The organism is Mucilaginibacter aureus (genome assembly GCF_053514885.1).
The window spans coordinates 1,455,398-1,470,531 of record NZ_CP170601.1 but is presented as its reverse complement, the minus strand read 5'-3'; the positions used below and the strand labels follow the sequence as shown (position 1 = coordinate 1,470,531).

The window sequence follows — 15,134 nt, the reverse complement described above, 5'->3', positions numbered from 1 at the left end:
GTTGTTTTATCAAATATAGGGTATTACTTTTCGTCGAGCGCGAGGATCTGTTTTTTATAGGCTTCGGGCAGCATGGCGCTTTTTAAGATGGTGTCTATACGGATAAGACGGCTTAATTTGTACAACGCCAACAAGGATTTAATATAAGGTACACCGGTTAATTGCAGCAATTGTTTTACCTTTTCGGGGACGATAAGCTGTTGCACCTGCTTTAACAATTGATACCGTACCCGGCCCAGGTGTTTTTTATATTGCTGATATAGGTCGGTGGTGAATTTGCTGTTGCGCAAATTTTGCTCCAAATGCTCCCGGCGCATGATGATCCAATCGGGGTAGGTTTTGGGTAGATCGGTTATACCCATACGATTGCCTACGCGGTAAAAGGTATCAAACACCTCGGCTTTTTCCCAACCGGTTAAAGGCCGCTCCAATACTTCGAACGAACGGATAGAATAATCGATGAGCATGAACAGCACATCGCGGTAAGCCCAATCGGGTATTTTGGCGCCGCGGTTTGCTTCAACCTGCTGGTGGATCGCCGTGATCTGGTCGATAGCCTTGAGAGCCTGATCACGATCGGCAAAAAGGATCATGCGGGCATAGGCAACGGTGCTGAACAAACGCCCGATCGGGTCGGCGGGTAACTTGCCGGTAAAGTATAGCCAGTCGACAGCCTTATTGAGTGCGAACTCGGCCGCCGAACCGGCAAAAATAAACAGCACGGTATCGCTTTTACCCCATATCTGCCGCACTACCGAACCCTGTTTTACAAAATATTCCATCATCAAAATTTTTGTATTGCATACCTTGCCCGCTCTGCTAAAAGTACAATAAGCATGCCCGCGGTATAACACAGCATATCGATCCACGAAAAACCAACGCCGAACACCATGCGTGCCAGGTGCGAATTTTGCCAGCCCATGTAATTTAAAAAATGTAGGTATTGCAACACCTCGGCAATGTAACAAACCATCAATACCAGTATCGCTACAGGCATCACAGGTGCATTAATGAAGCTTTTTAGAAAACAATAAATAAATATACCGATGAGTAAGTCGCCGCCGTAGGGCCTGATAATGGCATCGCGAACGCAAAACCCGATATAGAGTTCGATAAAGAATAGTATTACGGTCAGGGCGAAATACCTGATGTTGAATTGAATCATTACTTAAAACTGTTTGGTGTTTATTTTTTTAATTGTTGTATAACTCAAATACAGCGGAATAATGCCGATAACACCAAAAGAGCAATCGATAAACCGCCAGAATACGGGGATACCGCGTATGCCGCCTGCAATAAACGCCAGTGGGAAGATGGATACGCAGGCGATCATGCCAAACTCAATTACCCAGATGTTTTTAACCGGGTTACGCAGGGGACCGATAAACAAAACAGCCAGCATGATATGGGCAAAGGCCAGCCAATCGGTGCCGTAGCTTAACCAGGGGTAGGTTTGGTTGGTGGTTTTTATGGCCCCGTAAATGGTATTGAGCCAGTGGTTCATTACACCGGTGCCGGGTTTGGCTAAAAGGGCCAGTTCGGTTTCTATCGGGAATGCAGTGATGCCGCTTACCGCCAAACCGATAATGACCATGGTGATGCATATTTTAATTCGGCGGGTTAACCTGTTGTTGATCAGTACTGTGTGCATGGTATGAATTGCCTGTTAAATATTTGTTTGCTGATAATAGTTGAGTGGCTTTACTTTTTAAAAGCTGTGGTGTTGCTGCGTTTACATTAACCAGGTAAAATTGCGGTTGCCCCTGAGCTGCGGCCCAGCGCCATTTTAACTGATCGCTGGTTTGCAGTGTGCCGTTATCAAACCACCAGGCGGCGTAAATTTTATCGGCGCCTTTTTTTAGCGTGCCTGTATAAACCAGGGTGCCGTTAATTGCCGACCGGCTAATATTAGTAAACGCGTACCCGCTGCCCGTCCAGCAAACCATCGGGTCGTGGCCGGGGGCGTAGTAGGCCGTGGGTTTAAGGTATACCAGCGCCTCCGCGTTTTCAAATTTCAGTACGCCGTCGGCCAGCTTATTTTTATGATAGCCGGGCAGATCAATATCTACATTCTTAGTGTTCATGCTGTTCTGCATTGCCGAAAGGTGAAACGCGATAAAAATGGTTAAAACTAAAAATGAAGCGTGCAGCAACGGGTACCTTATCGTATTTTGAACCATCGCCGGCTGTTGTTTCGGTGGTTTGCTTTGCGCGATGAAGCCAAAGATCAGTTTACAGCCATACATTAACGGTACAATTACGTAAAGTAATAAACAAAACATGCCGATAAAATCGTGGAAGAAGGTTTGGGGCATTACTTTAAACAGCACCAGGAACGTGATACGGAAAAAGTTGCAAACAATATTTAACCCGATGGTGATGATCAACAATCCACCGAGGAACAAAAAATGCAACCGCTTTTGCGTTTGCCGCTGATAGAATGCGATGGTAAACAGGCAAATGAGCAACGATGTTACCAGCATGTTCAACCCGGCGCAGGCCGGGTCGACAGAAAACTCTGATCCGTTGAGCACGATCTGGTTACCGGCAGCAACGGCCACTATGCCGATACGGCTTAGCAGCGCCGCCACCTGCGCGCTTAACCAAAGCCTAACGGGCAGCTCGAATATCATGGCCGCGTATTTAAACATGGGCGAGATGAGCAGCATCAGGAACAGTACCACGTTGCTTAATTTGCCGATACCGTTTTCAACCAACAGTAATACCGCTAAAAGTATGGCCACAAAAAGCATGCTGCGTACGGGCAGCAATATGGCCAAAACCATGGCCAATATTGTTGGGACGAGATATTTTAACGACAGGGTGCCTTTGTTAACCGTACAAATGTAAGGGGCCGTTGCCAGCCCCAAACTCACATTCACATCCCAACTAAAATAGCCTTTAAACAACCAGAAAGCGATACAGCCATAAGCCGCTAATAGCACATTGACCATACTTACGCTGATGGGTTTGATATACGACAAACTGATATTAGCCTTCATAACCTGCCTTTTTGGTATAAAACTTAAGGTAAAGCACAATGCTGATAAACAGGGCGATCAATAGCCATTCGTGAGGCTCAGGTACTGATCCGGATGATTTGATCGATGCGTTTTTTAGGCTGTTCTTGCTTTCGGCAATGTTAAACTGTTCGTAATCCTTCTGCGTTTCCAGTACGATGAGGCTTGAAACCGGGGTAACCACGTAGGCCCTTTCGGCCTCGTCGATAATATCGGGCTGCACATAGTTATTGGTAAAATAGCCCGCGCTTACCTTTTTCATGATATCGTTATAGGCAAACAAACGCAGCAGATGGTCGGGAGCCGTGCCGCTGCTTACTACATCTGTTTTTTGTATCAGCATTTGGGCGTGGTTAACCGCAACGGTCGAATCGCTTTCCTGGCTCAGTAAAAAACGGTGCTTACCTAATTCTGTAAACAGTTGCTCCCGGGTTCCGTTTTCGTAATTCAACACGCGCAGCTCTTTTAAGGCTTTTAGGTAGGGCGAGAGCTGATCGCCGATGTTATACAGCCTGATCTGTTTGGGCGTTTTAAAATAGTCGTCCATTTTTTTGGCGAAAGCGCTGCCTTCCAAATCCTGCAGGTTAGGCGCAACTACCGTACTTTTCGAAATAATGAGCGAGTGCTCAGGATCGGTAACATGATACAACGGAAACAGGCTGAAGTTATCCTGGGCGGCCAGTTTATAAACTTCGTCGAGGTTTTCGTCATTTAAACGGGTTAAGCCATTTTGATATACATAAACGGTTTTGGTTTTGGTGCGATCCCAAACCTGCTGCAACTCATCGCGCGACCAGGCATTATTCAAATCGAGATACACCACCGATGGCTCGAAGCTGCTGTACTGCGGCTGCAGATCTTTAACCCGGTAATTGGCATTATCGAAATAAAAACTGTTTGTTGCCAATTGCGGCGCTTTGCAGCTGATCTCCCAATAAGGCTGATAATCGCGCTCGCTTTGGTACACATCTTTACCTGTTAATTCAAAATTACCCGGTAACTGCAGGCCGGCAGGTTTGTTTGAAAAGGCCACCTGCACGGTTTCAAGCGCACGGGTAGCTTCGGGGCCCTCGAAATAGATGTTTTCGTAAACCAGTTTATCACCGTCTTTTTTTAGCGGACCGGTTACCCCGATGCGCACTTTGCGGTTTTCGTCAACAGGGCATGGAAATACCCTTACGGTGATGATATTGCCCTCCTGCCAGTGGATAACGGACGGGTCGCGGTTTTGAACACCGACAATTTGCTTGTAGGCGGAGTCGGCTTTGGCTTTAGTTGTGAGCCGCGACTTTTCTTCCTGCCCGTTTATCCATAACGATAACGAGGTTACCACAGAGCCTTCGGACAGGTGAAAAGTATAGATCGCTTCCTGGTTCTGCCAGCTCCGGTCGGAATTGTTTTTGATGGTGAGTGTTTTTTCGGTATAAGCCATGCGGTATTCGGGGAAGAGCTTAACATTGCTCACTATGCTTGCCGTTGTCAGCTCATCGCCGGCCCAAAGGCGTTCCTGAGCGTGGTGGCGCGAATCGTACATTGATTTTAATATTTTGATGCGTTCCTGGTCGTCGAGGTTGGGGCGGGTACAAAACAGGCTGGCTATCACCACTAATGGGTCGTGCTGCTTTTGTACATCAAACCCACGGGTTGGCATATCGCCCCAAAACCACTCGCCGGTTAGTTTAACCTCGTGATATACCAGGCCGGTTTTTAAAATGCGTTCGGCAATGGGCGAACGGTCGATCTTCTGGCTCACTACCATCCAGGCGGGTATTTTGGCTTCGTTAAGTGTGTATTGATTTAAAACACGATTTATTTTTTGATCGGTATTGTTCCATTGTACCAAAAACACCCCACAAACCAACACCGGCCATAAAGCACCTGCGCCAAATGCCCAGGCTATTTTTTTATCATCGCGCAAAGCACGTATAAAAACAGTTATGGTGGCTATGAGCATAAACAGCGTGATATACGAGTGCATGGAAATGCCTATCGCGATAAGCGCAACAGCACTTATGCCATACAGGGGCACCAGGTATATGGCGTAATAAGTAAACAGGATGGCCGCGCTGCCTAAAAAGAAAAAGAAGATATAGCGGGATAGTGCGCCCATTGCCTGGTAAAAAACAGCCAGCACTAAGGTTACAGCAGCCACAATGATATACACGCAAAGCCAGGGTACCGAGGCATCAAAAACATTCATGTTGCGGTTTAAAGCAAACGCGCTGATAAACCAAAGCACCAGCATAATGATGGTATGTTGTAACTTGTTTTGCCAGAAACCCCAGCGTTGCCTTACAATGCTATTGATGCCCAAAGCCAGCAGGTAGCCGAGCGAAAATGAATAATTGATAAAGAAAACGCCCATCGTATCGTTTTGACCAACCGGAATGGTGCATGCAAATACGATTGCCGAGATGATGATAAGGGCCAGGCCGGTTGCGGTAAAGCCATCTTGTAATAAGGTTTTGATCTTCATTTTTGATATATTTAAAAGTTCTTTGTATTTCAAAGTATATGGGTAAAAAAATTTATTTTTGCTGTTTTATTAAATTTTCGAGTGCCTCGAGGTGTTTTTTAAATGCCGCAATGCCCAATTTGGTGGCCAGGTAGCGGGTGTTGGGCTTGCGTCCGAGGAAAGATTTGGTTACGGTGATGTATTCCTCCTTCTCCAAAGCTTTAAGGTGCGATGCCAGGTTACCGTCGGTTACATCCAACAGTTCTTTAAGCGCGTTAAAATCGTAGCTTTCGTTAGCAACCAGCACACTCATGGCTTGCAGGCGTATGCGGTTTTCAAAAGCTTTATCAAAATTATGTAGTACTGCCTTCACGATCGTATTTAAAATGCATCACGGTACCATACAAAATGTGCAGTACGCCAAAACCAACTGTCCAATATATTAAACCATATCCCGGCATTGCGGCAGCCAACAGGCCAAGGGCAATTTCGCACAGGCCCAGCCATTTAACATCGCCATAAGTATGCTGGCTGGCAGCAACCAGCGCCATGCCATAAAAAACCAGGCAGCCGGGGCAAATAATGCCATAATAGCCCTGGTACAAAAGTATCAATAAAAATGTGCCGCCGCCTACCAAAGGTATGGCACCGCTGAATAAAAGGGCGCGACTGCTTGGGTTTATTACACTTAAATTTTTACGGTGAGCCTTGCGAACGGTGAGCCACAAGCCGGTAATCAATGACAATGTTAACACTGCGCAGGCAATTAAAAATAACCGCATGGTTAATATTTGCCCGCCAAAGCGGCCACCTTCAACATAAGCATTAAGCAAGCGGTAAGCTACACCCGCGCCAGCCAGCGCATATACACCGGCCATTACCCCCGAAAGCCCGCTGAGCGAAATAAACTTTGTGGAGCGTTCCATTATATTTTTGATGGAGCCCAGGTCGTCAAGTAGATCTTTTTCTTTCATTTAAAGTACTTTGATATTCAAAGTAACGAAATTGATTTTATAAATCAAAATGGTATTTACTTTTACCCTTAAAGCTATCAGCGCTTATCTCCGTAACGAAAGATCGACGAAGAATAAGCGCTGATAGCTTAGATCGGATGTTATTGCTTAGATTTTGTATACAAGTTGAAAAATGGGATATCCACAACAATACTTGCCCCGTATTTAACGTAATAATTACTATCAACGGTAACGGTTGTACCCGTAACGGTTCGGAGTTGAGGGCCAAGCTGCGCACCAAAACCAATTGATATCGGGCACTTGCCAAAGCCAAAATAATAAAACAGACCGGGCGATACGATGTTTTTAAGCTCAATTTCAGAAGCGACGGTGGTGGTGTTATCCGAAAGGCGATATGAGGCTAAGGCGCCTACATCAATTAATGAGACAAACAGGGTGTGGCTTTTGCCGCCAACAGTTGCTGCCGCGTTGGGCGACTTATTGTTACCAAGACTGAATGCCACACCAACCGGGGCGGTTATGCCGACAACCGGCGCGGTAGGGTTTTGGCTTTTAGAAATATACTCGGAGCCGAATGTAGGCCCTATATAGGCATTCAGAGAGATATTTACCGGGGTTTCTCTTTTGATGGATGCACTGCCAACCGGTAAAACAGCAGCCTCAATAGCTGCGTTAACCTCGTCGGAATTATTGGCCTGTATAATATTGGCCATAAAAGTTCCGTACTTAATGTAGCTCTCTTTGAAGGTATAATTGCTACCCAAAAGGTCGGCAAGAAGTGCTGATGAATTTAAAACAAGTGCGGCGTAGTCATTACTCTTAATATTAGATGCCATGTTGGTAGCATCATCGATACCTGAAGAAAATTTAAGCAGGGTATTTTTTACACCGGCAAATTTGGGAACGAGGGTCGAATCGTTTGCTAAAAATGTTGCTGTTTGTTTGATCATGACAGACAACGAGGAAGCATAGTTGGTATAAGCAAGTATTAAGTTTTGGCTATCCTGACTTTTAGCATTAATTGCGGTTAAAGCATTATCAGCTGCATCACTGTACGAAGAGATCATGCCTTTTACCTGGGTTTTAAAATCGCCTATTTCTTTTGGCAATACTGTTAAATTCCAGTTTTTATACACTTCGTCAAGTAAATCTTTTAAACCGGCCGATCCTCTTTGAGTTTTAAAGGTTATTTGTTGTGGGTTTTTCTGATCTTTTGCGTAGAGCAATCCTAAATATACTTCGAGCGTTGCATTGTCATTTATAAGTGCAGTAACCTGTTGTTTGGTTATCCATACTCGTGTGGGGTCGGTACTTCGAAGTGACTGAGAGATGAGATCGACAAAACGAATACCATTGGCAACGTTGTAAAACTTACTGGTGTCTTTCACATCACAAACTTTATCGATAGCCAGGTTGTTAATAGCGTCGGCAGCATTGTTCCCTTTTATAATGTTATCTGCAATTATTAATGCGGCAATTATTGATCGGCCTGCCAAATAATTATTTAAAAAATCGTTTTCTGTTTTCAGTCGTAAAATACACGCTTGTGCATCTTTGGGGCATTTGGATGATGACAAATCGCGCAGATTTACCAGGTTACCCGCTATCGCATTCATATCTTTTTGAAATGCACTACGCAAAGCGGGTAACATTGCGGCATACTGGTATGCATTTATGTCGTTTAAAAATTTAAATGTTGTAGGGAACACTGTGTTTAATTCGGGATATTTAAGTGCCGCCTGTTTAAATTGTGAAAAAAATGCGACGTTCAATTCCTCTTTACTGCGGGCCACTAAAAATTTGGCCAAACCATCAGCAAAGTTGGTGACGTTTAAATTGCCGGCAGCCGAAAACACGGATGAAAGGGATAATGCGCCACCGCCCTGAATGTTGACAGAAGAACTATAAGTTGTTCCCAAAATATCTTTTAAAAATCCGTTATTTATGCCGCCATAAGCATCTACAATCATTTTTACAGAATCGGATTTGTTCTCTTTTTTTAACCGGATCAGTTTAACGGCATCATAATAAATATAACCAGGCGTGTAAGCTGATGTTTGTTGTTGTTGCCCTCCACCCGCGCTTAATGAAGCAGTATGTTGGTTTATGACTATTTTTAACGGTACTTGTATAGCCGAGCCAGGAAAAGGAGATTTCATTTTTCCGTCAACTATATTAATGGTTATAGTTTTTGCTGCGGGGTCAAAGGCGGTACTATACGTGCTGGTAAGTCCGGTTTTAGTAATGGTGATATTCATACCTCCGTTATCTCCTATGGCTATGTCATTTGGAAGATTTGCCGGGACGTTTATTATTTTGATCGTAGCTGTTCCATCAAGATTAATGGTTGTGGCCGATGCGTTACCGGTAACATAATCGACCGTTACAAGCGTTTGCGCAAAACACCTTGCTGTTAAAAAGAGTAAAAAGATTAGGGGTTGAATTGACTTTTTCATGTTATGCAATTGCTGATTGTGTGGTTGACAAAATTGTGTTAAGCGGTATAGCGTAAGTAAACTGGCTGTTCCCGGCAATCACCATACCTAAAGGGGTATTCTGATCATCGTATATTAATGCTCCTGAATCGCCCGGTACAGATAAGGTTTTATAAGTAATGCTATCTCCGGTTTTTACAATGTTTGATAATACGATCAGGCCATTGATTGGGTATTCGCCCTCGGCGTAGCCAATACCTATCGGAAAAACGCTGCTGTATGTGGTTACCTTGCCCGGCATAAGTTTCAGGTGGTCTTTATCATCGCGGCCTGCCATAAAAATATTGGTTGTTAAAATATCGGCAGAGGTTAACAGGCGCGGCTTTTTATTTTGGAGCGCCGAAATATGATAAGAAAAATGATCGGATGGTTGAAGAGCGATAAGGGCAGCATCAATATCATCGGTTCGCATAGCCCAGGTCCACGTACCTAATGGCGATGCACTGTGTGTTGTCTGCAATTGCCCGCCGTAGTTATGTTTTGAGCCATTAGTCATTACATGGCTACAGGTAAGCATATAATACTTATTGTCTCCGTTTTTTTGTACTCTGCAACAGATAGTTCCTTTAAAGCCGGCAGTAGCGCTATTTGCAATGGGTCCGCCATTCTGAGCGCTGCCTGATACCTTTGGCACATCAACATCGGTAATATAGTCCACATAAACAACAACAGGATTAGGCTGGCCTATATTGGCAGTTACCGAACCGGGATAGCCCGCCTTTTGCCCATCTTTAAGGTGTACGGTTATGCAATCTATCAACTGGCCGTTTTGTAGCATTTTACCGTGCATCAACCCCCTGATATTAGGCCTGTCGAAAACCGCTTTATTCTGATCTATTGCAATATTGATTATTCGCTCCTGCAATACCGGGTCTGCCGTGTCCGGCGAGGCGGTGGATTGGGGGCTTACTACATCAGGCACAGCCATTTTACTTTCAAAAAACGATTGCGTTGCCTTAGCGCCAAATACAAAAGCAATAACGCCCATCCACGATGCATTAAGCCCTATAACAGTTAAGCTTGATGCTCCCCAGCCTATTTTCAATAATAAGATACAAATGACATTGATCATCATAAAGGCAACCAAACGCATGGTGCTCAATCCTTTATTGGCATCTTTAAGCAAATCGGGAAAAGCGAAGGCAAAGCCCAGCATAATAATGAAAAATGCTATCGATAAGCTTTCACCGGTTAAGCAATACCATTTGGTTTGGCTTATAAGTAAAATAAACACACCAATGCCGATAAATGAAAAGCCGATATAAGGAAGTTTGGGGTATTCTTTTTCATTCTTTTTCATTCGTTTTCATTCGTTTTCATTTCTTTATTGTTTATCGATTATTATAATCTCCTTATCTTTTTTTCGGCAGGTAATATCCTATAAAACTAACAGATCGTCTTATTTTTTAACACCGTGTTTTCACGGTAAATTATCGGGTGTTTTTACTGTATTTATTTTTAAATCAATACATTATAAAATTGCTTGCGATGTTATCCGGCGTATTTTTCAACGCTCAGATTTGGGATGTTTTTTTCATAAAAGTTAATATTTATCCCCTTTGCGAGATTTAACTTTTCCTTAACAAAAAAATATTGTAACCAATATTAATTTAGAGCGTCTTAAGAGTATTATCTATAGCTGACTTCTAAATCCCAATGAAACAAACTTACTTGTTTGCTGCTTTTTTACTTTTATGCGCCACAGCCTTTGCGCAACCTGCGGTTAAAAAACTCCAGGCCACCAAAACTACCATAGCCCCCAAAATTGACGGTGTGCTTGACGATGAAGTTTGGAAAACCGCACCCATAGCCACCGACTTTGTTGAGCTAAACCCTGTTGCCGGCCGGCACGAAAAACCCGAAGAACGTACCGAAGTACGCATACTGTATGATAATACCGCTATTTATGTGGCCGCACGGATGTATGAAACCGGCCCCGAAAAAATAGCCCATGAAATAGCCACCCGTGATAATGTGGGTAATGCCGATTTTATCGGGATAGTGTTTGATACTTATCTTGACGGGATAAACGCCTCGGGATTTTATGTTACCGCTGCGGGCAGCCAGTACGATGCCAAGTACTCGCCAACGCCGGGCGGGGGCAGCAATGAGGATTCGAACTGGAACGCGGTTTGGGACAGCAAGGTAAAGATAGACGACAAGGGCTGGACGGCCGAGTTCCGTATACCGTATTCGGCGCTGCGCTTTCCGAAAAAGGATATCCAAACCTGGGGGCTCAATATGGTTAGAAAAAGGCAAAAACAACAGATCCAATTGTTTTGGAACGAGCTCGACCCTAAAAAGAACGGCTTCATTAACCAGGAAGGCCAGCTAAACGGTATTGAAAAACTAATACCACCGGTGCGGCTGGCGTTTTACCCTTATTTTTCGACTTATGTAAACCATTACCCGTACAATACGCCGGGGGTATCAAATACTACCAACTCGGTTAACGGGGGCATGGATATTAAATACGGCATTAACCAGAGCTTTACCATCGACATGACGCTGATACCCGATTTTGGGCAGGTGCAGAGTGATAACCAGGTGCTTAACTTAACGCCTTTCGAGGTAAAATACAATGAGAACAGGCCGTTTTTTACCGAGGGTACCGAGCTGTTTAACAAGGGCAACCTGTTTTACTCGCGCAGGGTGGGCGGTATGCCTATTGATTACGGAAACGTGAGCCTTAATGCCCACGAGGAGATCGTTAAAAACCCAACCGAGACCCGTTTGCTTAACGCGACCAAGTTTTCGGGCCGGACGGCCAGTGGTTTAGGGATCGGGGTATTTAATGCGGTGCAGCAATCGGCAGACGCGACGGTGCAGGATACCATTACCGGCCAAACCCGCGAGGTATCCACATCGCCAACCACCAATTACAATATCATTGTGCTGGATCAGAACCTCAAAAACAATTCGTCGTTCACGTTGATCAACACCAATGTAACCCGTTTTGGTAGTGATTATAATGCCGATGTGGGTGGTTTTGCGTTTAATCTCAACAATAAAAAGAACTCCTACGGTTTAACCGGTTATGGTTTTATGAGCAATTTGATCTATCCGGATAAGACCGATATCAAGGGTTACAGCTATGAGATCAATTTGGTTAAAACCCTGGGTAACTTTACAGGCAACATCAGCCAGGACTATGTGAGCCCCAATTATAACTCGAACGACCTGGGTTTTTTAAATAACCCTAACTACCTTGACCATAGCATTTACCTGCAATACGCGCATTATAAGCCCACCCGGTATTTTAATCAGTGGAGCATATGGTCGAATATTTATTATTCAAGGCGGTACGCACCGGCGGCATTCCAAACTGCGGACTATGCTGTGGGTGGTAACCTGACCTTTAAAAACCTGTGGACCTTTGGTACCAACTACCACTATCAACCGGCAGGTAACGATTTTTACGCGCCGGAAGTGGCCGGTATGTTTTACAAATCGCCTTCGAGCTACAGGGGGAACATTTATGGCAACAGTCCGCGCTCAAAACGTTTTAACTGGGGATATTTTGTGCAGTTAGTTGAGGTAAGCAACGGGCACGGCTCGTTCACCAATACCGACGAGCTGTTTTATACCTGGCAGTTCAGCGATCATTTTTCGATAAGCCAGGATGTTACTTATATGCCGCAGCGCTCTGTTTTGGGCTTTTTCACCATTGATAACGCCAATAACCCGGTGTTTTCGCTGTATAACCGTAACACCGTTGAAAACATTTTTAACCTCAAATACACCTTTACCGCTACCATGGGCCTTAACCTGCGTGTGCGCCATTACTGGAGCGCGCGCAACAACCTGAGCTTTTATAACCTTATGGCCGATGGCAACCTCACGCCGCGCGTCCCATCCGAGTTTAACTCAAGTAACGATGAAGCCTTTAACACCTTTAATGTGGACATGATCTATGTGTGGCAGTTTTCGCCGGGAAGCGAGCTGAGTATCGCTTACAAAAATTCGTCGTTAACGGATACCAACGAGGCGCAATATGGTTATTACCACAACCTGCGCGGCACGTTTAACAGTCCGCAAAACAATAACTTTTCGGTGAAAATATTGTACTATATCGATTATCAGAATCTGCGGAAGAAGAAGGGGTGATTGATTTCGGATGTCGGATGTTCGATTTCGGATTTATTTTCCACGCGTCATTGCTTCGTGCCTCGCAATGACGCTTTTATAATACTATAATCACAAATCCGGATCAGTATCGGCTGCTGCATCTTCTGTTTCGGTGACCGCCTGATCCTGTTTGTCCCCGGCAATCCGTTCGCGCAGGTTTGCTACAAAGAACAGCAGGTAGATGGCTACAAAATTTACGCCCAATGCGAAGGAACGATCATCGCTATGGATTGAGAACTGCCAGATTGAGTTAAATCCAAAATTAAACCCCATACTAAAACCGCCGCCATATTTTATGCTTCCTATCAGCATTACGCCCGATATGTACATAAAACCGTACCCCAGGAATAAAAAGTTTACGATCTGCAATGCCTGGTTAACATTTGATAAGCTAAGCCCCTTATTATACCCATTGCCAAGCAAGAGTTTGCCGCAATAAATTGAAAAAACATACAGGCCAAAAGCCGTTAAAAATAACAGCGCGATCAATCCGGTGATCGTTTCTGTACGGACCAATAACCAGATAGTTAAGATCAGCCCGGCTATGCCGCCGATAATTTGATACCAGCCTAATATTTTAAGTCTGATGGTGGTGCCCCTTGAAAGTTTATCTTGCATTTAGGTTAAGTTTAGGGGTTTAAATATACAAAAATAGCTGTTAGTGCCTCTTAATTAGGTTCAGCAATGCGAATCTGCTTCAGATATTTATTTACACATCTGCACATTTAATAATTATATTTAAATATTATTTACATCTACCTAAAAACCTTACTGCAATGGATATGAACATGGATATGCCCGGCATGCCGGCAGCAAACGGGCCTGTTACCGTGGGCGATATTACCGAGTATTCGCTTAACTGGCTGCCAACCACCCCGCCAACCGCTGGCTCAACGCACGAGCTGGTGATCAGCGATCAATATATTTATGTTACCGGGCAAAATATGGACCAGGTGGCGCGGTTTGACCTGGCGACGAGCAAGATAGACCATTTTAAAATGCCTGCGGGCAGCGGCCCGCATGGTTTACTGATCGATAAGCATAAACGGCTTTGGGTATCGTGGGAGTTTGCCTGCAAGGTGGTACAGCTTGATGAAAATTGTAAGGTAGTTAAAGAGATAGATGTGAGCATGAACGCCACCAACGCGGCCAAACCTGTTAACGTGGCGCCGCATGGCATCGGTTTGGATGCTGATGGTGAAACCATTTGGTTTACAGGCAAGCGCACCAGCGGCATCGGTAAAATATCGCCAAACGGCAAGGTGGAGCATTTTGAGTTTAAAACGCTGGCGGCGCTGCCCATATTTTTGTTTGCCGGGCCCGATCAATGTATTTGGGGTACGCAGCTTTTAGGTAACGGCATTATCCAGGCTACCCACGCGGGCCAGATCAACGAATATGCCATACCTACACCCAACAGTCGCCCTATTGCCGTTATTCCCGACCCATCCGAACCTTATATGTGGTTTACCGAAGAAGCAGGCGTTAACATCGGCAAGATAGATATGCACGGCAATATTACCGAATACAAAGTGCCCACACGACATAAAAACGATATCCTGGCCTCGCTATCGTTCGACTTTGAGGGCAACCTGTGGGTACAGGTGTATGTCGACTTTGCTAACCCCGTACCTGCCGGCATCGACTATATTATCCGCTTTGACAAATCCATCCGCCATGTAGTTGGCACCGATATCCACAACGTGCCGTATACCATGCACGATGTGCCCAGCCGCCGGAGCATGATGCACCGCATTCGCCCCGACGCCAAAGGCAACCTGTGGTTTACTGAGATGATGACGGATAGGTTGGGGAAGATCGGGTTGGTTCGTTGATTTCGGATGTTTGATTTCGAATTTCGAATGTTCAATTTCGAATTTTCTTGAAGTGTTGCTGAACTAACTTGTTTGAGATCTCTCATGATTGGTAAGCGTAATACCTGTCCTGTGGGATGCTGAAACAAGTTCAGCATAACTTTTACTGGCGCAAGTTTAAGGGCTGGTGTTGAGGTGGGTTAACTTGTGCCTGAATTGAACAGCTTCCTGCCTCCATTCAATCATTC

At 44.7% G+C, this 15,134-nt stretch carries 12 protein-coding genes; 2 read left to right on the top strand and 10 right to left on the bottom strand.

Annotation, left to right across the window (positions count from 1 at the left end; all coding sequences use genetic code 11):
* Positions 1-23 precede the first annotated feature (23 nt).
* The 9 genes from ACFGVR_RS06260 to ACFGVR_RS06220 form a co-directional block, all read right to left on the bottom strand.
* Positions 24-785, bottom strand: a complete 762-nt coding sequence (locus ACFGVR_RS06260; protein ID WP_448701842.1) for an oxygenase MpaB family protein — start codon at positions 783-785, stop codon at positions 24-26.
* The gene (locus ACFGVR_RS06255; protein ID WP_448701841.1) at positions 785-1,165 is read right to left on the bottom strand and encodes a ribosomal maturation YjgA family protein; all 381 of its coding nucleotides are present in this window, start codon (positions 1,163-1,165) and stop codon (positions 785-787) included. Before ACFGVR_RS06255 ends, ACFGVR_RS06260 begins: the two co-directional genes overlap by 1 nt.
* 3 nt (positions 1,166-1,168) lie before the next feature.
* Positions 1,169-1,651 carry a hypothetical protein gene (locus tag ACFGVR_RS06250; RefSeq protein WP_448701840.1) on the bottom strand — a complete coding sequence of 161 codons (483 nt, stop codon included), beginning with the start codon at positions 1,649-1,651 and terminating at the stop codon, positions 1,169-1,171.
* Entirely contained in the window at positions 1,608-3,002 is a 1,395-nt protein-coding gene (gene xrtN, locus ACFGVR_RS06245; protein WP_448701839.1) for an exosortase N, read from the bottom strand. The genes ACFGVR_RS06250 and xrtN overlap by 44 nt, the downstream gene beginning before the upstream one ends.
* A complete protein-coding gene (locus ACFGVR_RS06240) occupies positions 2,992-5,496 on the bottom strand; it encodes an XrtN system VIT domain-containing protein (protein ID WP_448701838.1) in 2,505 nt (834 codons plus the stop codon). Before ACFGVR_RS06240 ends, xrtN begins: the two co-directional genes overlap by 11 nt.
* Before the next feature lie 52 nt (positions 5,497-5,548).
* Positions 5,549-5,848: a winged helix-turn-helix domain-containing protein gene (locus ACFGVR_RS06235; RefSeq protein WP_448701836.1), complete on the bottom strand. Its 300-nt coding sequence runs from the start codon at positions 5,846-5,848 to the stop codon at positions 5,549-5,551.
* Positions 5,829-6,449, bottom strand: a complete 621-nt coding sequence (locus ACFGVR_RS06230) for a hypothetical protein (protein WP_448701835.1) — start codon at positions 6,447-6,449, stop codon at positions 5,829-5,831. The genes ACFGVR_RS06235 and ACFGVR_RS06230 overlap by 20 nt, the downstream gene beginning before the upstream one ends.
* Positions 6,450-6,589: 140 nt before the next feature.
* Positions 6,590-8,905, bottom strand: coding sequence for a hypothetical protein (locus tag ACFGVR_RS06225; protein WP_448701834.1), 2,316 nt, complete (start codon positions 8,903-8,905; stop codon positions 6,590-6,592).
* Position 8,906: 1 nt separating this feature from the next.
* Entirely contained in the window at positions 8,907-10,244 is a 1,338-nt protein-coding gene (locus ACFGVR_RS06220; RefSeq protein WP_448701833.1) for a hypothetical protein, read from the bottom strand.
* A gap of 356 nt (positions 10,245-10,600) precedes the next feature.
* Between ACFGVR_RS06220 and ACFGVR_RS06215 the strand changes: the two genes are divergently transcribed.
* Positions 10,601-13,051, top strand: a complete 2,451-nt coding sequence (locus ACFGVR_RS06215) for a DUF5916 domain-containing protein (RefSeq protein WP_448701832.1) — start codon at positions 10,601-10,603, stop codon at positions 13,049-13,051.
* Positions 13,052-13,141: 90 nt separating this feature from the next.
* Here the strand turns inward: ACFGVR_RS06215 and ACFGVR_RS06210 are convergent, their stop codons facing one another.
* Positions 13,142-13,690 carry a hypothetical protein gene (locus ACFGVR_RS06210; RefSeq protein WP_448701831.1) on the bottom strand — a complete coding sequence of 183 codons (549 nt, stop codon included), beginning with the start codon at positions 13,688-13,690 and terminating at the stop codon, positions 13,142-13,144.
* A gap of 158 nt (positions 13,691-13,848) precedes the next feature.
* On the opposite strand from ACFGVR_RS06210, the gene ACFGVR_RS06205 reads away from it, so the two are divergent.
* Positions 13,849-14,907 carry a Vgb family protein gene (locus tag ACFGVR_RS06205; RefSeq protein ID WP_448701829.1) on the top strand — a complete coding sequence of 353 codons (1,059 nt, stop codon included), beginning with the start codon at positions 13,849-13,851 and terminating at the stop codon, positions 14,905-14,907.
* The last annotated feature ends 227 nt before the right edge of the window (positions 14,908-15,134 follow it).

Excerpts from the sequence above, each read along its gene's own strand:
- ACFGVR_RS06250 (WP_448701840.1), bottom strand. The coding sequence starts at position 1,651 with ATGCACACAGTACTGATCAACAACAGGTTAACCCGCCGAATTAAAATA.
- ACFGVR_RS06255 (WP_448701841.1), bottom strand. The coding sequence starts at position 1,165 with ATGATTCAATTCAACATCAGGTATTTCGCCCTGACCGTAATACTATTC.
- ACFGVR_RS06205 (WP_448701829.1), top strand. The coding sequence starts at position 13,849 with ATGGATATGAACATGGATATGCCCGGCATGCCGGCAGCAAACGGGCCT.
- ACFGVR_RS06230 (WP_448701835.1), bottom strand. The coding sequence starts at position 6,449 with ATGAAAGAAAAAGATCTACTTGACGACCTGGGCTCCATCAAAAATATA.
- ACFGVR_RS06260 (WP_448701842.1), bottom strand. The coding sequence starts at position 785 with ATGATGGAATATTTTGTAAAACAGGGTTCGGTAGTGCGGCAGATATGG.
- ACFGVR_RS06215 (WP_448701832.1), top strand. The coding sequence starts at position 10,601 with ATGAAACAAACTTACTTGTTTGCTGCTTTTTTACTTTTATGCGCCACA.
- xrtN (WP_448701839.1), bottom strand. The coding sequence starts at position 3,002 with ATGAAGGCTAATATCAGTTTGTCGTATATCAAACCCATCAGCGTAAGT.
- ACFGVR_RS06210 (WP_448701831.1), bottom strand. The coding sequence starts at position 13,690 with ATGCAAGATAAACTTTCAAGGGGCACCACCATCAGACTTAAAATATTA.
- ACFGVR_RS06240 (WP_448701838.1), bottom strand. The coding sequence starts at position 5,496 with ATGAAGATCAAAACCTTATTACAAGATGGCTTTACCGCAACCGGCCTG.
- ACFGVR_RS06225 (WP_448701834.1), bottom strand. The coding sequence starts at position 8,905 with ATGAAAAAGTCAATTCAACCCCTAATCTTTTTACTCTTTTTAACAGCA.
- ACFGVR_RS06220 (WP_448701833.1), bottom strand. The coding sequence starts at position 10,244 with ATGAAAAAGAATGAAAAAGAATACCCCAAACTTCCTTATATCGGCTTT.